Source organism: Mesorhizobium sp. WSM4816 (assembly GCF_055811535.1).
This window is the reverse complement of the sequence record NZ_JBVVQR010000006.1, coordinates 41,810-64,438: the sequence shown is the minus strand read 5'-3', so window position 1 is coordinate 64,438 and position 22,629 is coordinate 41,810. Positions and strand designations below refer to the sequence as shown.

Here is a 22,629-nt window from a genome sequence, read left to right as displayed (position 1 = left end):
GTCGCTCCAAACATACCAAGAAACACGGCGAAGGCGAGGCAGTTCCCTAAAACGTGAACAGGACTGCCCCCGCTATCGTCAGAATTTAGCCGGATTGGCGTTTGCGCCGCAGACCAGCACGGCGACACGCTCGCCCGCAGCCGGCGCGTAGCGGCCGGACAGGAGCGCCGCGAAGGCCGCGGCGCCGCCCGGCTCGGAGATGATTCGCACCCGGTCCCAAAGCGCCGCCTGCGCGGCGATGATCTCGTCGTCGCTGACCAGTATGGAACGCTCGACGAAGGCCTCGGCGATCGGAAACATCATCTCGCCGACGCGCTTCGGCGCCAGCGAATCGGCGGCGATGCCCTCAGTCGGCGCATCGACGGGCCGGCCGGCCTCGAAGGCGCGATGAAGCGTCGGCGCGCCCTCCGGCTCGACGGCGATGATCCTGATGCGGCCGGCAAACCAGGCGGCGATGCCGCCGATCAGGCCGCCGCCGCCTACGGCGACCAGCAGCGTGTCGAGTTCAGGCAGGTCGGTCTCGATCTCAAGGCCGAGCGTGCCTTGCCCGATCAGCGTTTCCTCCTGGTTGAACGCATGGATCTGCAGCGCGCCGGACCTTTCGGCAAAGTCTTCGCTGGCGGCCAGCGCTTCGGCATAGCGTGCGCCACCGACGACCAACTCGGCGCCATAGCCGCGGATGCGTTCCAGCTTGGCCGGCGGGCTGACTTCGGGAACGAAGATGGTTGCCTTGTGGCCAAGCCGCATGGCGGCGTAGGCGACCGCGGCACCATGATTGCCGCCCGATGCCGCGACGACGCCAGCCTCGGGAACTGGCCGCTCGAGAAGATTGGTGAACGCGCCGCGCGCCTTGAACGAGCCGGAATGCTGCAGGCATTCGAGCTTCAGGTCGACGCTAAGAGGCGGGCGGCCGAAATCGGCCATGTCGACGCGCAGCACCGGCGTGTGGCGCACGAAGGGCCGGATGCGCGGCTCCATTGCGGCGATGCGTTCGCGGGTGATGCTATTGCCGTTCAGCATGGTCTGCTCCCAAGGGTTGACATCACTTAGTAACTTAGCAAAATGGCTAAATGCAAGAGATTGATGTCTTCAAGGCGATCGCCAACGAGCGCAGGCTGCAAATCCTCGATTGGCTGAAGGATCCGCGAGCGCATTTTCCGCCGCAGACGGATGGCGATCTGGTCGAGGACGGCGTCTGCGCGCTGCTGATCGCCGAAAAGCTGGGGATTACCCAGGCGACGCTCAGCGAGCATATGCGGGTGCTGACCCAGGCGGGCCTCCTGCGCAGCAAACGTATCAAGCAGTGGACGTTCTATCGCCGCGACGAGGGCAGGATCGCCGAGACCAGGGCGCTGATTCAGCACCGGCTGTAGCGCTGCAGACGATCCATTCTTGTTTGACCATGATCTTTTCCGAAACCGCCTTTTTCGGGATCATGGGTCTATTCCAGCCAATCAGGCAGCGAATCCAGGCCGATCAGCTCGTCATAGGTCTGGCGCCGGCGCACGATATGGAAACGGTCGCCGTCGACCAGCACTTCAGGCACCAACAGGCGGGTGTTGTAGGTGCCGGCCTGCACCGCGCCATAGGCGCCGGCGGTGGCGACGGCGATCAGGTCGCCGGCCTTCAGCCGCGGCAGGTCGCGGTCGAGGCCGAGATAATCGCCGGTCTCGCAGACCGGGCCGACCACGTCGACCGTCATGCGCGGCGCCGCGGCCGGCTGCTGCACCACCGGCTTGATGTCATGGAAGGCATCATAGAGCGTCGGCCGGATCAGATCGTTCATCGCGGCGTCGACGACCAGGAAATTCTTGGCGTCGCCCTCCTTCACGAAGATCACCTGGGAGACCAGGATGCCGGCATTGCCTGATATAAGCCGGCCCGGCTCGAACATCACCTTCAGCCCGAGCTTGGCGACGTGCTTCTTGACGATCTGAGCATAAGCGTCCGGCAGGGGAGGCGGGCTGTTGTCGACGCGGTAGGGAATGCCGAGGCCGCCGCCGAGGTCGATATGCTCGATGGCGTGCCCGTCGGCGCGCAGCACGCCGACCAACTCCACCAGCAGCGCAAAGGCGTCGTCGAAGGGCTGCAATTCGGTGATCTGGCTGCCGATATGCGTGTCGATGCCGGTGACCTTGATGCCAGGCAGCTCTGCTGCGCGGGCATAGACCTTTGGCGCCTTCTGCCAGGGAATGCCGAACTTGTTCTCGGCCCTGCCGGTGGAGATCTTCTTGTGGGTCTTGGCATCGACATCCGGGTTGATGCGCAGCGAGATCGGCGCCACCTTGCCCAGCGCCGCGGCGCGGGTCGACAGCAATTCCAGTTCCGGCTCGGATTCGACGTTGAAGCACAAAATGCCGGCCGAGAGCGCAAGATCGATTTCGCGCGCGGTCTTGCCGACGCCGGAAAACAGGATCTTGCTGGCCGGAATGCCGGCGGCCAGCGCGCGGCGCAATTCGCCTTCCGAAACCACGTCGGCGCCGGCGCCGAGTTTTGCCAGGATTTTTAGCACAGCCTGGTTGGAATTCGCCTTCATGGCGTAGCAGACCAGCGCGTCGAGCCCGGCAAAGGCCTGCGCAAACACGCGGAAATGCCTGGTCAGCGTCGCCGTCGAATAGCAATAGAACGGCGTGCCGACGCTTGCGGCGATCTCTGATATCGCCACGTCCTCGGCATGCAGCACGCCGTCGCGGTAGTCGAAATGGTTCACGAGAATGGTTCCGGAAGTTGGAGCACGACGAGATCGGCCGATCTCATCGGCTCTAGATCAACGGGTCGAGAATGAACTTCTTGTCCTCGACGGGTTTTTCCGGCTCCGGCGGCACGGGCTGCTCTGCCTTTTGGGCATCCTTGCGCGCCTGCACGGCCGCCTCATAGGGCGTATCGAGCCCGGCTTTCCTGCCGCAGGCCGTTACGGTTGCCAGCGCCGCCAGCAGCGTCAGCGTCACCAAAATCCTGCTTGCGGTCATCGATCCATCCGTCCGAAACTTTTGCCCGCCGCTTTTAGCGGAGTTTTGCTGGCATTGCACCCCGGCATCACGCCCTCGCAATGTGCTTTTTCCAGTAGCGGATCTGCTTCCTCACTTCCGATGGCGCGGTGCCGCCGAAGCTCGTGCGGCTCTTCACCGAGTTTTGCACGGCAAGCACCGAAAACACGTCCGTCGTGATGCCGGGGTGAATGGACTGCAAGTCTTCCAGCGGCAGCCTGTCGAGCCCGATTTTCCTCTCTTCGGCCAGCGCCACGGCGCGGCCGGTGACGTGGTGCGCCTCGCGGAACGGCAGGCCGAGGCTGCGCACCAGCCAGTCGGCGAGATCGGTCGCGGTCGCATAGCCTGACCCGGCGGCCTTCTTCATGGCGGCGGCATTCACCGTCATGTCGCGCACCATGCCGGTCATCGCCGCCAGCATCAGGTCGAGCGTCTCGGCGGCGTCGAACACGGACTCCTTGTCTTCCTGCATGTCCTTGCCGTAGGTCAGCGGCATGCCCTTCATGACAGTCAGCAGGCCGACCAGATGGCCGGTGACGCGGCCGGTCTTGCCGCGCACCAGCTCGGCGGCGTCGGGGTTCTTCTTCTGCGGCATGATCGAGGAGCCGGTGGAGAATGAGTCCGACAACCTGACGAAGCCGAATTGCGGCGTCGACCAGATGATGATTTCTTCGGCCAGTCGCGACAGATGCGTCGCGCAGATCGCCGCCAGCCCCAAAAACTCGAGCGCGAAATCGCGGTCCGAAACGCTGTCGAGGGAATTGCGCATCGGCTCACGGAAGCCGAGCGCCCTGGCCGTCTGGTGCCGGTCGATCGGAAAGCTGGTGCCGGCAAGGGCGGCCGCACCGAGCGGACTTTCGTCCATCCGTTCGATAGCGTCGCGAACACGCGACAGGTCGCGCGAGAACATCTCGACATAGGCCATGCAGTGATGGCCGAAGGTTACCGGCTGAGCCGCCTGCATGTGGGTGAAGCCCGGCATCACCGTTGCCGCATGCTCCTCGGCCCGCTCCAGGAACGCCGTGATCAGGCCCTTCAGCGCCTCGGCGACGCGAAAGCACTCGTCCTTGACCCATAGCCTGAGATCGACCGCCACCTGGTCGTTGCGCGAACGGGCGGTATGCAGGCGGCCGGCAGCCGGGCCGATCAGCTCGGCAAGGCGGGCCTCGACATTCATGTGGATGTCTTCCAGCCTGGTCGAGAACTCGAACGTGCCGGCTTCGATTTCTGCCAGGATCGTGTTCAGCCCGTGAGCGATTTTTTCTTGATCGGCCGCCGAAATAATGCCGGTTTGCGCCAGCATCTCGCTGTGGGCGATCGAGCCCCTGATATCCTGCGCGTAGAGTTTGCGGTCGAACGAGATCGACGCGTTGATCGCTTCCATGATCGCGGCCGGACCCGAGGCAAAACGTCCGCCCCACATCTGGTTGCTGGCCTTCTTGTCGCTCATCGCTATAACCCGTGCTCCGGAGCAGTTTTAAAAAATGGCAGACGGCAATCGATTTTTCCCCGCCCCGCGCCTCATCCTCGCCGCTTTGGTGGCAGGCGTGCTTGCCGGCGCGGTCGCGGTATATGTCAGCGAAAGCGGTTCTGGCAACAACGCCCCCGCTCAAGTCGCGGTTGGCGACAGCAAGGACGATGTCGCCTGCGCCGCCAAGGCCGATCGCGCCAAGACGGTCGCGGCGGCTGCCACCGGCCAGGTTGCCGCACTTTTGCCGGCCGATCCGCCGCAATCGCTGAAGGGCCTTGCCTTCAACAGCCCCGACGGCAAGCCGATGACGCTCGCCGACCATGCCGGCAAGACGGTGCTGCTCAATCTGTGGGCGACATGGTGCGCGCCCTGCCGCGCCGAAATGCCGGCGCTCGACGCGCTGCAGAACGAAATGGGCAGCGATGCTTTCGAGGTCGTCGCGGTCAATGTCGATGCCGGCGACGACGCCAAACCGAAGAAGTTCCTTGAGGAGACCGGCGTCAAGGCGCTCGGCTACTACCGTGATTCGACGATGGCGCTGTTCAACGATCTCAAGACACGCGGCCTGGCGCTCGGCCTGCCGGTCACCATGCTGATCGACTCGGAAGGCTGCCTGATTGCCCACATGAACGGCCCGGCCGAATGGTCGAGCCCCGATGCCAGGCGGCTGGTCGAGACGGCGCTCGGCAAGTCGGACTAACGCATGTCGCGCAACAGTGCGCTCTTTAGGAGGCGCCGGCGATTGCCGGTCGTCGTCGTTGTTCGATTGGTAAGCCGGCTTTTCAATTGCTTTCCATCGGCTCTCATCTCGAAGCGCACGCCACTTTAAGTGGAAATCAAGTTCATCGGTCCGCAACAAAACCGTTGTCCAATTGTCACGGGCGGCACATATTGGCTTTGCGAGAGTGGCCCTTTCGCCAATGACAAACGGGAGATGAAACATGAAGTTCTTCGGCTTCGCGGCCGGTGTCGCCGCCACCTTGACCCTGCTTTCCACCACCTCCGCCTTCGCCGTCACGCAGATCAGTTGGTGGCACGCCATGACCGGCGCCAACGCCGAGGTCGTCGGCAAGATCTCCAAGGATTTCAACGCCAGCCAGAGCGACTATGAGCTGGTTCCGGTGTTCAAGGGCACCTATCCGGAGACGCTGAACGCCGGCATCGCCGCTTTCCGCGCCGGACAGGCGCCCGATATCCTCCAGGTGTTCGACGTCGGCACCGGAGTGATGATGGCGGCCGAGGGTGCGATCAAGCCGGTGGCCGAGGTGATGACCGGTGCCGGGATGACCTTCGACAAGAGCCAGTATCTGCCCGGCATCGTCGGCTATTATTCGAAGCCGGACGGCACCATGCTGTCCTTCCCCTACAATTCCTCCTCGCCGATCCTCTATTACAACAAGGATATCTTCCAGAAGGCCGGTCTCGACGTGAACAACCCGCCCAAGACCTGGAACGAGGTGTGGGAAGCCGCCAAGAAGATCAAGACGAGCGGCGCCGCCCCTTGTGGCTATACCTCGACCTGGCTGACCTGGATCCATCTGGAGAATTTTGCAGCATGGAATGATGTGTCGTGGGCGACCCAGCAGAACGGCCTGGCCGGCGGTGATGTCGAACTCAAGATCAACGCGCCGATTTTCGTCAACCACTTCCAGGCGCTCGCAGACCTCGCCAAGGACGGCACCTTCAAATATGGCGGGCGTACCTCCGAAGCCAAGCAGATCTTCCTCGCCGGCGAATGCGGCATCTTCACCGAATCGTCGGGCGGCCTCGGCGACATCGTCAAGTCCGGCATGAACTATGGCATCGGCCAGCTTCCCTACGACAGCGACGCCAAGGGCGCACCGCAGAACACCACGCCGGGCGGCGCCAGCCTGTGGGTGTTCGGCGCCAAGTCGGACGAGCAATACAAGGGCGTTGCGGCATTCTTCGCCTATTTGTCCAAGACCGATGTGCAGGAATATCTGCACCAGAAGTCGGGATACCTGCCGGTGACGCTCGCTGCCTACGAGGCGACCAAGAAATCGGGCTTCTATGACAAGAACCCCGGCCGTGAGACACCCATCCTGCAAATGACGGGCAAGGCGCCGACCGACAACTCGAAGGGCGTGCGCCTGCCGAACCTGCCGCAGGTGCGCGATATCCAGAACGAGGAGTTCGAGAAGATGCTGGCCGGCCAGCAAACCGCTCAGCAGGCGCTTGACAACGCGGTCACGCGCGGCAACGCCGCAATCAAGGAAGCGCTGGAGAACTGACGGGATTATCTCGGTTGGTGTCTGTTTGAATATCGCCCACGCGAGCTCGCGTGGGCGTCCCCGAGATAGCGAAGGAAATCAGCCTGTCTCCCCGCGTCGTCTTTCCCAACAAGATCCTGCCCTACCTGCTGGTGGCGCCGCAACTCGCCATAACACTGGTTTTCTTCTACTGGCCGGCCGGTCAGGCGCTTTACCAGTCGATGCTCAGGCAGGATCCGTTCGGGCTGAGGACCAGGTTCGTCTGGTTTGCCAATTTCCGCAAGGTGCTGGCCGATCCGGCCTACCTCAACTCGATCCAGGTCACCGTGGTGTTCTCGCTTGCGACCGCGATCGTCGCGATGTGCGTGGCGCTTTTGCTTGCGGTCATGGCCGAGAGGGCGGTGCGCGGCAAAGGCCTCTACCGCACGCTGTTGATATGGCCTTATGCCGTGGCGCCGGCGATTGCCGGCATGCTGTGGCTGTTTCTGTTCAATCCTTCGATCGGCTCGTTGGCGTATTTGCTGAGAAGCCTCGGCATCGCCTGGGATCCGCTGCTCAACGGCACCCACGCCATGATCCTGCTGGTGTCGGCGGCTGCCTGGAAGCAGATCAGCTACAATTTCCTGTTCTTCGTCGCCGGTCTGCAGGCAGTGCCGAAAACGCTGATCGAGGCGGCGGCCATGGACGGCGCCGGCGAGACCAAGCGCTTCTGGACCATCGTCTTCCCGCTGCTCGCGCCGACCACCTTTTTCCTGCTGGTCGTCAACACCGTCTATGCCCTGTTCGACACGTTCGGCATCGTTCATGCCGTCACCGGCGGCGGGCCGGGCAAGGCGACCGAGACGCTGGTCTACAAGGTCTACAATGACGGCTTCGTCAATCTGATCCTGGGCGACTCGGCGGCGCAGTCGGTCATCCTGATGGCGATCGTCATTGCGCTCACCGCTATCCAGTTCCGCTACGTGGAACGCAAAGTCCACTACGGCTGAGGGCAGCGATGATCGGCCAGTCCCCGCTCCGTACCTTCATCGCCCATGCCGTGCTTATCCTCGGCATATTGATCGTGGCTTTCCCGATCTACTACACGTTCGTTGCCTCGACACACATGCTGCAAACCATCCTCAGGCCGCCGCTGCCGCTCTTGCCCGGCGGCCAGCTGTGGAACAACTACAGCGAGGCGCTGTTCGGCGGCATTGGCCGCATCGGCGGTGTCAGCGTCGGCCAGCTGCTCCTCAACACCACGATCATGGCGCTCGGTGTTGCGGCGGGAAAGATCTGCATCTCGATCCTGTCGGCCTACGCGATCGTGTTCTTCCGCTTTCCCCTGCGCATGACCTTCTTCTGGCTGATCTTCATCACCTTGATGCTTCCAGTCGAGGTGCGCATCCTGCCGACCTACAAGGTGATGGTCGATCTAGGTATGATCGACACCTATGCCGGCCTGATCATCCCGCTGATCGCCTCGGCCACCGCGACGTTGCTGTTCCGCCAGTTCTTCATGACCATACCGGGCGAATTGCTCGAGGCGGCGCGCGTCGACGGCGCCGGGCCATGGCGCTTCTTCTTCGATATCCTCCTGCCATTGTCGCGCACCAATATCGCGGCGCTGTTCGTGATCCTCTTCATCTACGGCTGGACGCAGTATCTTTGGCCGCTACTGGTTACCAACAGCAACGACATGAACACCATCGTCATCGCGTTGAGAAAGATGGTTTCCTTCGCCGATGCCGATACCGAATGGCACCTGGTCATGGTCACCGCGATGCTGGCCATCGTGCCGCCGATCCTGGTGGTGGTGCTGATGCAACGCTGGTTCGTGCGCGGCTTGGTCGAATCCGAAAAGTGAGAAGCTGATGGCGACCGTCGATCTGAAGGACGTGAAGAAGGTCTATCCGAGCGGCGTCGAAGCCGTGAAGGGCGTCTCCATCGCCATTCCCGACAAGGAGCTTTGCGTGCTGGTCGGCCCCTCCGGCTGCGGCAAGTCCACGCTGCTGAGGATGATCGCCGGTTTGGAGACCATTTCCGCCGGTACGGTCGCCATCGACGGCAAGGTGGTCAACGCCATCGGCCCGACCGAGCGCGACATCGCCATGGTGTTCCAGAACTACGCGCTTTACCCGCATATGAAAGTCTATGACAACATGGCCTATGGCCTGCGCAATCGCGGCACGCCGAAGGACGAGATCGACAGCAGGGTGCGTTCGACCGCCAAGGTGCTGGAGCTTTCGGCGCTGCTCGACCGGCGGCCGCGCGAGCTTTCCGGCGGTCAACGCCAGCGTGTCGCCATGGGCCGCGCCATCGTGCGCAATCCGAAAGTCTTCCTGTTCGACGAGCCGCTCAGCAATCTCGATGCCAAATTGCGCGGGCAGATGCGGGTCGAGATCAAGAACTTGCAGCGCACGCTCGGCGTCACCTCGGTCTATGTCACCCACGACCAGCTCGAGGCGATGACGCTGGCCGACATCCTTGTTGTCATGAACGCCGGGCTGGTCGAGCAAACGGGCGCGCCGCTCGACATCTACGAAAAGCCGGCGTCGATCTTCGTCGCTTCCTTCATCGGCGCGCCGCCGATGAATCTCCTGGCGCTGACCGGAAGTTCCTCAGGCCCGATACTGGCTGACGGCACCGCGATCGGCTTTGCGGCTCCCGGAACGCAAGCCGTGACGCTGGGGTTTCGCCCTGAAGATGCCGACGTCACCTTCAATGCGGAGGCGCTGCCCGGTGCGCTCGTCCTGCCGGCGGCCGTCGAAGCGGTCGAGCCGGTCGGGGCCGAAAGCTTTCTTCACTGCGCCGCAGCCGGCAGCCGTATCATCGTGCGCGTCTCAGGGCGCGCCACCGCAAAGCCCGGCGACCAGTTGCGTGTCGTGGCCATTGCCGAAAAGCTGCACTGGTTCGATCAGGCCGGCAAGCGGGTCGATTGAAGCCGGCCTGTCGGCCTGATCGGCGCGCTACCCGAGCGTTCAGGCAAACACATGCGCCTTGCCCGACACCGTCAGTCGGACGATCTCGCCAACCACCGGTGTGTCCATGCCTGGCTTGCGCAGGACCAGTGGCGTGTTGCCGATCGCGGCTGCGTCCGGCGGATCGGGACTGTTCAAGAGCCGCACCGCGATGGTGCACATCGAGCCGGCGAATTCGGACTCCGTGACTTCGCCGAACAGCATGTCCGGCGTGCCCGACATGCCTTCGCGCGATGTCCGTTTCAACAGCACCTGTTCCGGCCGCAGCATGATGCGGACGAGATCACGCCGATCGGTGCTGTCGACGGCGATGCGGCCGAGCGGCGAGTTGGCGAAGCCGTCCGCGATCCTGGCCGGCAGGATGATGGCGTCGCCGAGGAATTCGGCGACCATCCGGTCCTTCGGCTTGAGATAAAGCTCGCGCGGCGTGCCGACCTGCGAGAATTTGCCGTCGCGCATCACCGCGACCTGGCTGGCAAAGGACAGCGCCTCGGCCTGGTCGTGCGTGACCAGGATCGTGGTGATGCCGGCGGCCTCCAGAAGCTCGGCCACCGCCTTGCGCATCGAGGCGCGCAGGCCGGTGTCGAGCGCCGAGAACGGTTCGTCGAGCAGCATCAGCCGCGGCTTCATGGCCATGGCGCGGGCCAGCGCCACACGCTGCTGCTGGCCGCCTGAGAGCTCGTGCGGCCGCCGTTTCAGGATCGCCTTGTCGAGCCCGACGATATAGGCGAGCTCGGCGATACGCTCGCTGCGCTTGTCCTGGTGATGCCGCATGCCGAAACCGATATTGGCGGCGATGCTCAGATGCGGGAACAGGGCGCCGTCCTGCGCCACCACGCCGATGCCGCGCCGATATGCCGGCACGGCAGCGCCGCCATTGGCCAGCACCTCGCCGTCGAGCACGATGCGACCCTGGTCCGGCGCTTCGAAGCCGGCGATCAACCGCAGCAGGGTCGTCTTGCCGCAGCCGGACGGCCCGACGATCGCCGTGCGGCTGCCGCTGGCCACGCTGAGGTCGACGCCGGCCAGTGCGGCCACCGGGCCGTAGTGCTTGTGCACATCGGTGAGTTCGAGGAAGCTCATCGCCCGGCCATCCGCTTCGACTGGACGTAGAGCAGCCAGGTCAGCGGCAGCGACATCGCCACCATGATGAGCGCGTAAGGTGCGGCGGACGCATAGTCGATCTCGCCGCTGTGGGCCCAGAACGCCATCGCCAGCGTGCGGGTGCCGTTGGGCGCCAGCATCTGGGTGGCGGTCAATTCATTCATGATGCCGAGCGCCACCAGCGCCATGCCCGCCGCGGCACCCGGCGCCGACAGGCGGATCGTCGTCGACCACAGCGCCTTGAGCGGTGACCGGCCGAGACTGGCGGCGGCGCGCTCGAGCTCGACCGGCGCCTGCGCGATCGACGCTCGCAGGCTGATCAGGGCGCGCGGCAGGAACATCAGCGCATAGGCAACGAGGATCGTGAACAGGGTCTGATAGAGCGGCAGGGCGATGCGCACCGTGATGGTGACCAGTGCCAGCGCCACGACGACGCCTGGCAGCGAGCCGACGATGTAGTTGCAGCCCTCCAGAAGGCGCTGCAGCGGCCCCGGCGCGCGGATCGAGATCCAGGCCATCGGCATGGCGGCGATTGTGGCGAGTAGGGCGCCGGCGAGCGCCAGGAACAGGGTCTGGCCGAGCGCCAGGCCGATCTCGTCGAGGCGCCAGACATCGGCGCCGCCGGCCACAAGCCAGCGGCCGATGGTGACGAACGGCACGCCGAGCGCCAGCAGCGCGGTGACAACGGGCAGAGCCAAGCACGGGATGGTGGCGCGGCCGAGCCTTGTGCGTTGCTGCTGCCGCGCGGCGCCCGAGCCGACGCGGGCATAGCGCTCTTCGCCGCGCACCAGCACTTCGATCCCGAGCAGCACGAAACAGCATGTCACCAGCACCGCAGCCAGCATGTTGGCGGCGGGGCCGTTGAAGGTCGACTGGAACTGGTCGACGATCGCCGTGGTGAAGGTATCGAAGCGGATGAACACGTAGAGGCCGTACTCGGCCAGGAGATGCAGGCCGACCAGCAGCGAGCCGCCGCAAACGGCGAGCCTGAGCTGCGGCAGCACGACCCGCCGGAACACGCGCCATGGCCCGAGGCCGACGGCTGCCGCGGCATCTTCGAGAGCAGGATCGAGCCGGCGCAAGGCTGCCGCCACCGGCAGATAGAGGAACGGGAAATAGGCGACGACGGAAACCAGTACGCCGGCCCACAGCCCGTGCAGTCCCGGCACCAGGGTAATCCAGGCGTAGCTGTGGACGAAGGCGGGGATGGCGAGCGGCGCCACCGACAGCCAGGCCCACAGCCGGGCACCGGGAAGGCTGCTGCGTTCGGTCAGCCAGGCCAGCGCCACCGAGAGCACGATGCAGATCGGCACCGCCAGCACCACCAAAAGCAGGGTGTTGACCAGCAGCTCGCCAACACGTGGCCGGAAGACCAGTGCCGATACGGTGTCCCAGCCAGTCTGCACGGCAATCCAGATGATGAAGGCGAGCGGCAGCAGCGAGAAAAGTGAGACCAGGATGGCGGCGAGCGAAATCCAGGATATCGGCCGCCGGCGCGTCCATTGCCCAGCCACCATGCCGGTCGGTGAACGTGCAAGATCGGCCGCAGGCAGCATCAGCTCAGACGCCGAGCCGTTGCCGCCCGGTGGCGGAAACGATCGAACGGTCGCAAACACGGCCAAGAATGCAGCTTGTCGTCATGGACGAATGCCACCTCGAAAACAGAGCGCTCCTGCGGAAGCGAATTCCCGCAGGAGCGCAGTCGGCTGCCGTTTTAGGACGAACGCGAACTAAAGCAAGCCGGCTGCCGTCATCAGGTCGGTCACCTTCCTGGAGTTCAGCGTCGTCGCGTCGACCTTCGGCGCCTGCAGATCGGCCAGCGGCACCAGCGCCGGATTGGACTCCGCGCCCTTGCCGACCGCGTATTCGAAGGAATTGCCGGTCTTCAGCACGTCCTGACCACCCTTGCCGGTCACCCATTTCAGGAAGGCCTGGGCTTCCTTCGGGTGCTTGCTGGAGGCCAGCACGCCCCCGCCGGAAACCGAGACGAAGGCGCCCGGATCCTGGTTCTTGAAATAATGCAGCCCGACATTCTTGCTGTTCTCGCCGGTCTTGGCCTGGTCGCCGTAGTAATAATAGTGATAGATCACGCCGCCATCGACCTCGCCGGCATTGACCGCCTTCATCACCGTGCTGTTGCCTTTGTAGGCGGTAAAATTCTCCTTCATCGCCTTCAGCCAGTCGGCCGTTGCGGACTCGCCCTTGAGCTGCAAAAGCGCGCTGACGATCGCCTGGAAATCGGCGCCGGACGGCGAAGCCGCCCAGCGTCCCTTCCAGCTCGGATCGGCGAGTTCAAGCAGCGACTTGGGCAACTGCTCGGCGGTCAGCTTGGTTTTGTTGTAAGCAAAGACGGTGCTGCGCGCGGCGATGCCCACCCACTTGCCGCTGGCCGGCTGGTACTCCTTGGGAATCTGCGCCAGCGTGTCGGCGTCGACCGGCGCGAACATGCCTGATGACTCGACCAGCACCATGGCGGGCGAGTTTTCCGTCAGGAACACGTCGGCCGGCGAGGCGGCGCCTTCGGCGACGATCTGGTTGGAAAAATCGCTGTCGCCGCCGTGGCGAACGGTGACCTTGATGCCGGTTTCCTTGGTGAAACCTTCCACCCAGGCATTGGTCAGGCTCTCATGCTGGGCATTGTAGACGACGATGCCGCTGTCCTGGGCCATAACCGGGCTGGCGACCAGGCTGATTGCAAGTGCTGTGGCTCCGGCAAGGACGGAAAGAGCATGTTTCATGGACGTCATCCCGCTCGATTTCGATGGTCTTTGATTTGGCATGGCTGCACTATCAATTCCTGATCGGTGTAGTCAAGATTGGTGAGCTGCGTAATCGGGCGCCGGAGGTGAAACCTTCGTGATATTCCTTACTTTGGCTTGGACATTATTTCGCCAGCCACGTAACAAATCAGCGCCGAGGCGCGAATTATCGGGGAGTGAACTCTTGTGACCGGCAAAGACGAGGCCGAGCTTTCCCGGCTGATGCGGGCCGCAATCGCGGGAGATGAAAGGGCCTACGCCGATTTTCTGCGCCGGACGGCTGCTCTCGTTCGCGGCTTCATCAGGCGCAAGATCGTTCTTGGCGGGGTCGATCCCGAGGATGTCGTGCAGGAAACCTTACTGGCCATTCATGTGAAGCGGCATACCTGGCGCCAGGATTTACCTGTGCTGCCCTGGGTCTACGCCATTGCGCGCTTCAAGTTGATCGACGCCTTTCGACGGCGCGGGCGGCGCATCGAGATCGAGATCGACGAGATCGCCGAGACCTTCGCCGAACCGGAGGCCGAAACGGTCAGCGGGCGTGACATCAACCGGGCGTTGGACGGCCTGCCGCCGGCGCAGCGTTCGGTAGTTTCGTCGGTGTCGGTCGAAGGCCGTTCCATTGGTGAAACGGCAGCGAAATTCGGTATCAGCGAGACGGCGGTGCGCGTGTCGCTGCATCGCGGTCTCGCCGCCATTGCCAAACGGTTCGGGGCCAAACAATTCGGGCGGGAATGACATGAGGACCGACGATCTCATCAAGGCGCTCGACGCCGATGTCCGCAGCACGGCGATGCCGCTTGGCTCGGCCTGGTGGATAGGCGCAGGTGCGGCTACGCTGATCGCGGCGGTGGTTTTCTGGCTGGCGATCGGCCCACGCACCGACATCGCCACCGCCATGTATACGACGCGTTTCGTTGCCAAGTTTGTGTTCACGATGGCTCTGGCGGTCAGCGCCTTCGCCTTGATCCGCGCCCTGTCGACACCCGGTGCAGCAACGAGCAGGGCGGCGACCTGGATGATTGCCGCACCGCTGCTGGTGGCCGTAGCGGTGGGTCTGGAACTCCTTTCGGTGCCTGCGGCCGACTGGGGCAGGCGGCTGGTCGGCAGCAACATGGTTATCTGCCTGAGCTTCATTCCGCTGATCGGCATCGGTCCGCTTGCCGTCTTCCTGGCGGTGCTGCGCTATGGCGCCCCGACGCGGCCGGTGCTTGCCGGAGCCGTGGCGGGCCTGCTCGCCGGCGGGATGGCGGCAACCTTCTATGCCGCACACTGCTTCGACGATTCGCCGCTTTTCGTCGCCACCTGGTATGCGATCGCGATTGCCATCCTCGCCGCGCTCGGAGCGCTCGGCGGGCGGCTTTTCGTGCGTTGGTAGCGACTGCCCGCGATGGGAGACCGTGGTGCTAATGCGAGTGGCAGCTGTCGCGATCAACCGGTCGTCGCTCTAGGAGCGCCGACTACCCTTACTCCCCTTTCTCGACATCTTGCCACGAGACTTTCTTCGTCTCGAACGCAACTCGCTGGCGAGCACCGGCCGAACCCCAAGCATCATGATCGCGCTTTACGCGAGACGCGCGATGGCATCGGAGACCGGCATCTCTCCTTCGGTTAGCTCGATGATCGTCCCGGTAACGTCCGGCCGGTCTACGAGCTCGGCCAGAACGGCGGCAACGTCGTCCCGCGGCACTTCGCCGTAGGGAATGGCGAGGTCGGCGCGCACGCGTCCGCGGCCTGTCTCTTCAGTCAGTGTGCCGGGCCGCACTATGACGTAATCGAGGCCGCTGGCGACAAGATAAGCGTCGGCCAACTTCTTGACCCTGATATAGTTCTCGAACCCCTCTTTGCGCTCTTGATTGCGCAGCGCGTCGGGGAAAACCGAGACCAGCAGGAACCGCTGAACTCCCGCGACCTTCGCGGCTTCGACCGACTTTTCGAGCCCGGCCCCATCGATGGCGTTGGTGACTTCCATCCCAGCGCGGCCGGCTCCGGCGCTGAACACGGCAGTGTCGCAGCCCTTCATCATCTCCGCCAAATCCTCGACGGACAGACTGGTGAGATCGCCTTCAATCGGCGTGGCTCCGAGCGCGGTCAGTTCGTCACGCTGTTCAGCTTTGCGGTAAAGGGAGAGCGGCTCGTGACCACGCTCAGAAAGTTGCTGAGCAAGACGACGGCCCACTTTTCCGGCGCCGCCGACGATGAAGATCTTGGACATCGTCATGTTCCTTCCGTACGCGGGAGTCTCGATGATCGAAACAGCGGGGCCGGCGCTGATGAGAACCGAAGCCCTCATTGCATGCGCCGGTGTCGATCAGTTGCTATCGTGCGCGTGGTAGATCTTGTTGACGACCGTCCACTGACCGTCGACCTTCACCAGATTGAAAAAATCCGTGAAGCGAAACCCCGAGATATTGTCCGTATCGACGCGGGCGTTCGCCACGGTACCAATGATATCGATGCGCACGATAGCGGCCTTCGCCTCCGGTGATTGCCGGAATGCGGTGTCGATCGTTTTAAAAAGCCCTTCGATCGGCCCCCCTTCCAGTTTGCTGTTCTCGATGCCGAAAATAGTCGCATGTTCGCTGAAGGCCGGGCGCATGATCGAGCTGTCCGCTTTTGCCCCACCTTCGTTGTACTTGTTCAGCACTTCGACGATTGCCTCGTATTCCTGAACGTATGTCGGATTGGTCATTGTGTTGTCCTTTCAGTTGATTGAACGTGATATTGGTAGGCTGGTGCCACACCTGATGAACTTAGATGGATGGCGCGGTCTCGCGGCTTCACTTCGCGAATAGTTGGCCGATATCCTTGAAAGCCTTCATCTCGATAGCGTTTCCCGCCGGATCGTTGAAGAACATCGTTGCCTGCTCGCCGGGCTGGCCTTTGAAGCGGATGTAGGGAGCGATTACGAACTCCATTCCAGCTTCCGTCAGACGTTCAGCCGTCTTCTGCCACTCCTCCATCGAGAGAACGATTCCAAAATGCCTAACCGGCACGCCGTGGCCATCGACGGCGTTCGTCCGGGCTTTGCCGGCTTCTTCGGGCGCCAGGTGCGCGACGATCTGATGGCCGTGAAAATCGAAATCGATCCAGTCGGATGATCTACGTCCTTCTCCGCAACCAAGAAGATCTTTGTAGAAGCTGCGCGCAGCTTCGAGGTCGTCGACCGGAAAGGCGAGATGGAACGGGCGGATGGTCTGGTCGGTCATCATTGAAACTCCATTCTGAGGATGACCGTCAGATAGGGGATTCCGAGCAAAACAAAAAACTGTATATAATTGCGGTCAGCTCAACAAAAAGTTATCAATGCGGAATGATCACTGAACTGAAAACGCTGTCGGCGGTCGCCCGATATGGCACTTTCGCGGCTGCTGGCGCTCGGATTGGTCTGACGCAGGCCGCGGTCAGCGGACAGATGAGGCGTCTTGAAGACAAGCTCGGGGTGCGGCTCTTCGACCGGACCGGCCGCTCGGCCACCCTGAACCAAACCGGGCGCACAGTGTTGGTGCGGGCGCAGGAGGTTCTTGCTGGTGTTGAGAAGCTGACCGAGCCGTTGGATTCGTCGACCCAAACAGGGCGTCTCCGGATCGGTGCAATCTCGTCCGTGCAACCGACGATCCTTCGGCGCGCGTTGAAGGCTTTCCATCCTGCTTTCCCCGGTTTTTACATCGAGATCGTGCCGGGAACTTCACTAGAGCTGCTGGATCGCCTGGACGCAGGCGGATTGGACGTTGCCGTCATTATCCGGCCGGGCTTCGGATTGCCGCCGACCGTACGGTGGGAATCGTTGGTGCAGGAGCGTTTCGTCTTAGTGGCGCCGCCAGGAACTGACGACATGGATTGGAAAGCCGCGATGAACGGACACGCCTTCCTTAGATACAACCGTCATTCGTTCGGCGGGCGGCTGGTAGAGCGTTTGATCGAACAACAAGGCGTTCTGGTCGACGAATGGGTCGAGATAGACGACATTCCTGCGCTTTTGAGCATGGTTGCCGACGGCATGGGCGTCGCAATCGTGCCGAGGGCGGAAGCTTATGCGGATCACTTCCGGGGCGTGCGCGTCATAGAGCTTGGCGAGGCGGAAACCTTCAGGGAGATCGGTATTTTGACGCCGCCAACGTGTGATGAGCCAGCCGCTCGGTTCATATTTGAGTGCAGGCAGGCGATGTCTGCGGATAAGCACGAGTAGGTGGCGCGGGTTTCATCCTGCCGGGCATAAATGACCGCAAATGGCGCGACCAAGCTGTTCCGGCATACGACTCAAACGGCAACGTCTACGTGAAACGCGCTGCCGGGCTGGTTTGAGCCAAATCCATCGGGCTTCGGCGGTGGGCGAGCAAACGGGCAAGATCGGCCCGACCACGAAGCTGTCGACAGAACAGCCGCATGGTCTGGTCTTCACGCAGCGCGACGCGCGCGTTGGCTCGTATCGCCGGTCAGCGCGTCGGAACGGGGTGCTCGCCGCGATAGTCGTAGAAGCCGCGTCCGGTCTTGCGGCCGAGCCAGCCGGCCTCGACATATTTCACCAGCAGCGGGCAGGGGCGGTATTTCGAATCCGACAGGCCGTCATGCAGCACCTGCATGATCGACAGGCAGGTGTCGAGGCCGATGAAATCGGCAAGCTGCAGCGGTCCCATCGGATGGTTGGCGCCGAGCCGCATGGCGGTGTCGATCGCGTCGACCGAGCCGACCCCTTCATAGAGCGTGTAGATCGCCTCGTTGATCATCGGCAGCAGGATGCGGTTGACGATGAAGGCTGGAAAATCCTCCGAGACGGTGATCGTCTTCTCGAGATGGTTCACATAGGCCTTTGCCGCTTCGAAGGTCTGGTCCTCGGTGGCAATGCCGCGCACCAGTTCGACCAGCTTCATGACCGGAACCGGATTCATGAAATGGATGCCGATGAAACGCTCCGGCCTGTCGGTCTGCGCGGCCAGACGCGTGATCGAGATCGATGAGGTGTTCGTCGCCAGGATGGCTTCCGGATTGAGCTGCGGGCAGAGCTGGGCGTAGATCTTGCGCTTGACCGTCTCGTCCTCGGTCGCTGCCTCGATCACCAGGTCGGCACCGGCAAGGTCGGCCATGGTCGGTGCTGACGAAATGCGCGCCATCGCCTCGTTGCGCAGCTTTTCCTCGAGCTTGCCGGAGCCGACCTGGCGGGCCATGTTGCCGCTGATCGTGGCGATGCCCTTTTCGATGCGCTCGGGCGAGATGTCGTAAACCAGCACCTTGTAGCCCGCCAGCGCGGACACATGGGCGATGCCGCCGCCCATCTGGCCCGCCCCGATGATGCCGATCGTCTCGATCTTGTTCATTACACCGATCCCGTCAAATGGCCTTTGCGGCCTGCTTTTTGTGCGGTGCAAACTAAAAGGGCGGGGCGACTTCGTCTACCCCGCCCTTCACAATTTAATACGCTTTGGCAGAGGGCGTCAAAGCGCCTTTTGCAGTTCCGGCAGAATGACGAAAAGGTCGCCGACGAGGCCGTAGTCGGCGACCTGAAAGATCGGCGCCTCCTCATCCTTGTTGATGGCGACGATGACCTTCGAATCCTTCATGCCGGCAAGATGCTGGATGGCGCCGGAGATGCCGACGGCAATGTAGAGATCGGGTGCGACCACCTTGCCGGTCTGGCCGACCTGCCAGTCGTTCGGCGCATAGCCGGCATCGACTGCGGCACGAGAGGCGCCGACGGCGGCGCCGAGCTTGTCGGCAATCGGCAGGATGACTTCCTGGAACTTCTCCGAGGAGCCCAGCGCGCGGCCGCCCGAGATGATGATCCTGGCCGAAGTCAGCTCCGGACGGTCGGTCTCGGAAAGCCTGTTCTCGACGAAGCTCGACAGGCCGGGATTGACTGCTGCCTGAACCGTCTCGACCGGGGCTGAACCGCCCTCGGGTGCAGCCTGGAAGGAGGCGGTGCGCACGGTGATCACCTTCTTGGCGTCGCTCGACTGCACCGTCTGGATGGCGTTGCCGGCATAGATCGGCCGCTTGAAGGTGTCGGGCGAGACAATCTCGATGATCTCCGACATCTGCGCGACATCGAGCAGGGCTGCCACGCGCGGCGCGACATTCTTGCCCGAGGAGGTCGCCGGCGCGACGATCGTGTCATAGGTATCGGCCATGCCGATGACGAGCGCCGCCAGCGGTTCGGCGAGACGCTCGGTGAGCTCGTCGGCTTCGGCAAGCAGCACCTTGCTCACGCCCTTGAGCTTGGCGGCGGCGTCCGCTGCCGGCTTGGCGCCGTTGCCGGCGACCAGCACATGCACGTCGGAGCCGATCTGCAGTGCCGCCGAAAGCGCCTTGGCGGTCTGGTCGGAAAGCGTCGCATTGTCGTGTTCGGCAATCAGAAGAATTGTCATCTTTTTGTCCCTTCCCAGCCCTACAGCACGCCGGCTTCGTTCTTGAGCTTGTCGACCAGTTCGGCGACGCTCTTGACCTTGACGCCCGCCTTGCGGCCGCCCGGCTCCTCAGTCTTGATCACCTTCAGCCGCGGCTTGACGTCGGCGCCGTAATCGGCGGGAGATTTCTCGTCGAGCGGCTTCTTCTTGGCCTTCATGATGTTGGGCAGCGAGGCATAGCGCGGCTGGTTGAGGCGAAGATCCGCGGTGACAATCGCCGGCATCTTCAGCTCCACCGTCTGCAGGCCGCCATCGACCTCGCGCGTCACCTTGGCCTTGTCGCCATCGATAACGACCTTGGAGGCAAAAGTGCCTTGCGCCCAGCCCAGAAGTGCGGCCAGCATCTGGCCGGTCTGGTTCGAATCGTCGTCGATCGCCTGCTTGCCGAGAATGACGAGACCGGGCTTTTCCGCCTCGACCACGCCCTTCAGCACCTTGGCGACGCCCAGCGGCTCGGTCTGCTCGTCGGTCTTGACCAGGATGGCGCGGTCGGCGCCCATGGCGAGCGCGGTGCGCAAGGTCTCCTGCGCCTGCTGCGGCCCGATCGAGACAACGATGATCTCCTCCGCCTTGCCGGCCTCCTTCAGCCGGATCGCCTCTTCGACCGCGATCTCGTCGAACGGGTTCATCGCCATCTTGACGTTGGCGAGTTCCACCGCCGAACCGTCAGCCTTCACACGAACCTTGACATTCGCATCCACAACCCGCTTCACGGGCACAAGGATCTTCATTTGCCTGTCACCTCTTTCACGATAGCCACCTCTTTCGAGATAATTGGGCGCGCTATAGCAGTGTGCGCCTCTTCAGAGTTGTCGAAAGCCGACATTCCGGACGGAATTCTGGTCTCCGACCGTCTAAAGCGCGTCGCATTTGGCCGACCTCACGCGACGCGCTTCAGGTTGTGTGTTCCATGCATGCCGTTATCGCAAAACCGCTGCACAGTTTGCGCGACATGCATTGGTGTGGGAACGCTTCCGTAGTTGCGGCGACCCCGTACGTCAATATCCGGGGCGCCCCCAAATCATCCGCGCCGCACTCAAATCGGTTCAGTCCGGAAAATCGGGTCAGTCCGGACTGGAGGCGCTTGCCCGTCCCCAGCGCGGCGCCGGCTGCGCCGGCAGCGGCTCGCCTGGCGCCGGCCCTGCGGCAACAGGCATTTGGCCGGCGACCACCGCGGCCTCTTCATCCGCACCGGCAAGCAGCGGTACGGCGCGGTTGCGCAAGATGAGCACCAGCACGGCCCCGGCGATGATGCCGCCCACATGGCAGGCCCAGGAAATCTGATCCTCGCCACCGGCGGCGAACATCACGATCTGGAACAGGATCCACAGGATGAGCGGGATGAAGGCCGGGATGCGCAACGGAATGCGGGCGAAGGCCAGCACCCATACCTTTACCCTGGGATAGAGGATCAGATAGGCGGCGACCACGCCGGCAATGGCGCCTGAGGCGCCGATCAGCGGAACCTGCGAGTCCCACGCGAACAGGCCCTGGAAGAAGGCGCCGGCGATGGCGCAGAGCAGATAGAAGGCGAGAAAGCGGATATGACCGAGCGCGTCCTCGACATTGTCGCCGAACACCCACAGGAACAGCATGTTGCCGCCGAGATGGAAAATATCGGCATGCAGGAAGGAATAGGTGACGTAGCTCAGGCTCTCCGGGATCACAGCAAACTGCGGAGCCAGTTCGGCGCTGTCATGGACCACCGACGGGATGAAGCCGAGCCCCAGCACAGCCGCGTTGGTGAATTGCTCGCCGCCAAGCGCGGTGGCGAAGTAGATGAGCGTGTTGAACGCAATCAGGCCGATCGTGACATATTGCTGCTTGATGTGGCGCAGCCGGTTGGTGTCATAAAGCGGGATGAACATCGGACCCCCTCCCGCCTCGGCAGATTCAGCGGTTCTTGCCGGGAACCCATAGCACGTCGGCGTTTCCATTGTCATTGACCGCGCGTGCGGCGACGAACAGAAAGTCCGATACGCGGTTGATGTATCGTATCGCCTCGCGGTTGAGATGCTCGCCTGGGTTTTGCGTCAAAGCCACCATGATGCGCTCGGCCCGCCGCGCCACCGTGCGGGCAAGGTGAAGGGCCGCCGCCGCCGGCGTGCCGCCGTTGAGCACGAAGGATTTGAGCGGTTGCAGATCCTTGTTGAGCAGGTCGATGTCCTTTTCGACGCGGTCGGTCTGCACAGCGGTGACGCGCAGCGGCTCATAGCCGAGCGGCTTGCCGTCATCCGGCACCGCCAGATCGGCGCCGAGGTCGAAAAGGTCGTTCTGGATGCGGCCGAGCATAGCGTCGATCGCCGGATATGTTGCTGCGGTGTGGATGCGGGCCATGCCGATGCAGGCATTGGCTTCGTCGATCGTGCCATAGGCGTCGATGCGCAGATCGGATTTCAGCCGCCGTTCACCGGTGCCGAGGCCGGTGGTGCCGTCGTCGCCGGTGCGGGTGTAGATCTTGTTGAGCTTGACCACGCTCTGCCTCCCGAAATCGCCACCCTCGTCACTTGCGGGTAAAATACACCGCCAGCATGATCAGCACCAATGCCACGAACTGCAGCAGCACGCGCGTCTGCATCAGCTTGTTGGAGGTCATGCCGGAGCCGCCGCGCATCATATTGATGAGGCCGCGGATCAGCACGATCACCACGGCGACCATGACGAGAACAGCGAGGATGTTGAAGACGGTTGCCATAGTGTGTTTTCCAGTCGATTG

At 63.0% G+C, this 22,629-nt stretch carries 25 protein-coding genes; 9 read left to right on the top strand and 16 right to left on the bottom strand.

Annotated elements, in window-relative coordinates; translation table 11 throughout:
- Positions 1-78: 78 nt before the first annotated feature.
- Positions 79-1,020 (bottom strand): threonine/serine dehydratase, encoded by a 942-nt coding sequence (locus tag AC0L3H_RS09670; protein ID WP_473585301.1) that lies wholly within the window; start codon positions 1,018-1,020, stop codon positions 79-81.
- A gap of 50 nt (positions 1,021-1,070) precedes the next feature.
- Between AC0L3H_RS09670 and AC0L3H_RS09665 the strand changes: the two genes are divergently transcribed.
- Complete coding sequence (locus tag AC0L3H_RS09665) at positions 1,071-1,373, top strand: ArsR/SmtB family transcription factor (protein WP_287054036.1); 303 nt, start codon at positions 1,071-1,073, stop codon at positions 1,371-1,373.
- A gap of 68 nt (positions 1,374-1,441) precedes the next feature.
- Here AC0L3H_RS09665 and lysA read toward each other — a convergent pair whose 3' ends face one another.
- The 3 genes from lysA to argH all read right to left on the bottom strand — a co-directional run bounded on the left by lysA (position 1,442) and on the right by argH (position 4,437).
- A complete protein-coding gene (lysA, locus tag AC0L3H_RS09660; RefSeq protein ID WP_473585300.1) occupies positions 1,442-2,710 on the bottom strand; it encodes a diaminopimelate decarboxylase in 1,269 nt (422 codons plus the stop codon).
- Between the two features lie 52 nt (positions 2,711-2,762).
- On the bottom strand, positions 2,763-2,969 hold the full coding sequence (locus tag AC0L3H_RS09655) for a hypothetical protein (RefSeq protein WP_023797221.1): 207 nt from the start codon (positions 2,967-2,969) through the stop codon (positions 2,763-2,765).
- A 67-nt stretch (positions 2,970-3,036) separates the two neighbouring features.
- On the bottom strand, positions 3,037-4,437 hold the full coding sequence (argH, locus tag AC0L3H_RS09650) for an argininosuccinate lyase (RefSeq protein ID WP_473585299.1): 1,401 nt from the start codon (positions 4,435-4,437) through the stop codon (positions 3,037-3,039).
- A 34-nt stretch (positions 4,438-4,471) separates the two neighbouring features.
- On the opposite strand from argH, the gene tlpA reads away from it, so the two are divergent.
- From tlpA to AC0L3H_RS09625, 5 genes are all read left to right on the top strand, one after another.
- Positions 4,472-5,158 carry a thiol:disulfide interchange protein TlpA gene (gene tlpA, locus AC0L3H_RS09645; RefSeq protein WP_287212883.1) on the top strand — a complete coding sequence of 229 codons (687 nt, stop codon included), beginning with the start codon at positions 4,472-4,474 and terminating at the stop codon, positions 5,156-5,158.
- A gap of 241 nt (positions 5,159-5,399) precedes the next feature.
- Positions 5,400-6,710 (top strand): sn-glycerol-3-phosphate ABC transporter substrate-binding protein UgpB, encoded by a 1,311-nt coding sequence (gene ugpB / locus AC0L3H_RS09640; protein WP_027153376.1) that lies wholly within the window; start codon positions 5,400-5,402, stop codon positions 6,708-6,710.
- Between the two features lie 83 nt (positions 6,711-6,793).
- On the top strand, positions 6,794-7,678 hold the full coding sequence (ugpA, locus tag AC0L3H_RS09635; RefSeq protein WP_473585409.1) for a sn-glycerol-3-phosphate ABC transporter permease UgpA: 885 nt from the start codon (positions 6,794-6,796) through the stop codon (positions 7,676-7,678).
- Between the two features lie 8 nt (positions 7,679-7,686).
- On the top strand, positions 7,687-8,535 hold the full coding sequence (gene ugpE / locus AC0L3H_RS09630) for a sn-glycerol-3-phosphate ABC transporter permease UgpE (RefSeq protein ID WP_473585298.1): 849 nt from the start codon (positions 7,687-7,689) through the stop codon (positions 8,533-8,535).
- Positions 8,536-8,542: 7 nt separating this feature from the next.
- Positions 8,543-9,610: a sn-glycerol-3-phosphate import ATP-binding protein UgpC gene (locus AC0L3H_RS09625; protein WP_473585297.1), complete on the top strand. Its 1,068-nt coding sequence runs from the start codon at positions 8,543-8,545 to the stop codon at positions 9,608-9,610.
- A 39-nt stretch (positions 9,611-9,649) separates the two neighbouring features.
- Here AC0L3H_RS09625 and AC0L3H_RS09620 read toward each other — a convergent pair whose 3' ends face one another.
- The 3 genes from AC0L3H_RS09620 to AC0L3H_RS09610 form a co-directional block, all read right to left on the bottom strand.
- Positions 9,650-10,732 (bottom strand): ABC transporter ATP-binding protein, encoded by a 1,083-nt coding sequence (locus AC0L3H_RS09620; RefSeq protein ID WP_473585296.1) that lies wholly within the window; start codon positions 10,730-10,732, stop codon positions 9,650-9,652.
- The gene (locus tag AC0L3H_RS09615; RefSeq protein WP_473585295.1) at positions 10,729-12,309 is read right to left on the bottom strand and encodes an ABC transporter permease; all 1,581 of its coding nucleotides are present in this window, start codon (positions 12,307-12,309) and stop codon (positions 10,729-10,731) included. Before AC0L3H_RS09615 ends, AC0L3H_RS09620 begins: the two co-directional genes overlap by 4 nt.
- Before the next feature lie 174 nt (positions 12,310-12,483).
- Positions 12,484-13,491 (bottom strand): iron ABC transporter substrate-binding protein, encoded by a 1,008-nt coding sequence (locus AC0L3H_RS09610; protein WP_473585294.1) that lies wholly within the window; start codon positions 13,489-13,491, stop codon positions 12,484-12,486.
- A 207-nt stretch (positions 13,492-13,698) separates the two neighbouring features.
- On the opposite strand from AC0L3H_RS09610, the gene AC0L3H_RS09605 reads away from it, so the two are divergent.
- Entirely contained in the window at positions 13,699-14,250 is a 552-nt protein-coding gene (locus tag AC0L3H_RS09605) for a sigma-70 family RNA polymerase sigma factor (RefSeq protein WP_473585293.1), read from the top strand.
- A 1-nt stretch (position 14,251) separates the two neighbouring features.
- Positions 14,252-14,890 (top strand): NrsF family protein, encoded by a 639-nt coding sequence (locus AC0L3H_RS09600; RefSeq protein WP_473585292.1) that lies wholly within the window; start codon positions 14,252-14,254, stop codon positions 14,888-14,890.
- Between the two features lie 186 nt (positions 14,891-15,076).
- On the opposite strand, the gene AC0L3H_RS09595 is transcribed toward AC0L3H_RS09600, so the two are convergent.
- The 3 genes from AC0L3H_RS09595 to AC0L3H_RS09585 all read right to left on the bottom strand — a co-directional run bounded on the left by AC0L3H_RS09595 (position 15,077) and on the right by AC0L3H_RS09585 (position 16,721).
- Positions 15,077-15,727, bottom strand: a complete 651-nt coding sequence (locus tag AC0L3H_RS09595; RefSeq protein ID WP_473585291.1) for an SDR family oxidoreductase — start codon at positions 15,725-15,727, stop codon at positions 15,077-15,079.
- A 96-nt stretch (positions 15,728-15,823) separates the two neighbouring features.
- Positions 15,824-16,204, bottom strand: a complete 381-nt coding sequence (locus AC0L3H_RS09590; protein ID WP_473585290.1) for a nuclear transport factor 2 family protein — start codon at positions 16,202-16,204, stop codon at positions 15,824-15,826.
- 88 nt (positions 16,205-16,292) lie between these two features.
- Positions 16,293-16,721, bottom strand: a complete 429-nt coding sequence (locus tag AC0L3H_RS09585) for a VOC family protein (RefSeq protein WP_287218910.1) — start codon at positions 16,719-16,721, stop codon at positions 16,293-16,295.
- 104 nt (positions 16,722-16,825) lie between these two features.
- Here AC0L3H_RS09585 and AC0L3H_RS09580 point away from each other — a divergent pair, with 104 nt between their 5' ends.
- The gene (locus tag AC0L3H_RS09580) at positions 16,826-17,701 is read left to right on the top strand and encodes a LysR family transcriptional regulator (RefSeq protein WP_473585289.1); all 876 of its coding nucleotides are present in this window, start codon (positions 16,826-16,828) and stop codon (positions 17,699-17,701) included.
- A gap of 247 nt (positions 17,702-17,948) precedes the next feature.
- Here the strand turns inward: AC0L3H_RS09580 and AC0L3H_RS09575 are convergent, their stop codons facing one another.
- The 6 genes from AC0L3H_RS09575 to AC0L3H_RS09550 all read right to left on the bottom strand — a co-directional run bounded on the left by AC0L3H_RS09575 (position 17,949) and on the right by AC0L3H_RS09550 (position 22,608).
- A complete protein-coding gene (locus AC0L3H_RS09575; RefSeq protein ID WP_023797239.1) occupies positions 17,949-18,827 on the bottom strand; it encodes a 3-hydroxybutyryl-CoA dehydrogenase in 879 nt (292 codons plus the stop codon).
- A gap of 117 nt (positions 18,828-18,944) precedes the next feature.
- Positions 18,945-19,874, bottom strand: a complete 930-nt coding sequence (locus AC0L3H_RS09570; RefSeq protein WP_473585288.1) for an electron transfer flavoprotein subunit alpha/FixB family protein — start codon at positions 19,872-19,874, stop codon at positions 18,945-18,947.
- A gap of 20 nt (positions 19,875-19,894) precedes the next feature.
- Positions 19,895-20,644, bottom strand: a complete 750-nt coding sequence (locus tag AC0L3H_RS09565) for an electron transfer flavoprotein subunit beta/FixA family protein (protein WP_023797241.1) — start codon at positions 20,642-20,644, stop codon at positions 19,895-19,897.
- Positions 20,645-20,977: 333 nt separating this feature from the next.
- The gene (locus tag AC0L3H_RS09560) at positions 20,978-21,781 is read right to left on the bottom strand and encodes a rhomboid family intramembrane serine protease (protein ID WP_473585287.1); all 804 of its coding nucleotides are present in this window, start codon (positions 21,779-21,781) and stop codon (positions 20,978-20,980) included.
- A gap of 25 nt (positions 21,782-21,806) precedes the next feature.
- Entirely contained in the window at positions 21,807-22,388 is a 582-nt protein-coding gene (locus tag AC0L3H_RS09555) for a cob(I)yrinic acid a,c-diamide adenosyltransferase (protein ID WP_473585286.1), read from the bottom strand.
- Between the two features lie 28 nt (positions 22,389-22,416).
- A complete protein-coding gene (locus tag AC0L3H_RS09550; protein ID WP_023797244.1) occupies positions 22,417-22,608 on the bottom strand; it encodes a twin transmembrane helix small protein in 192 nt (63 codons plus the stop codon).
- Between the last annotated feature and the right edge of the window lie 21 nt (positions 22,609-22,629).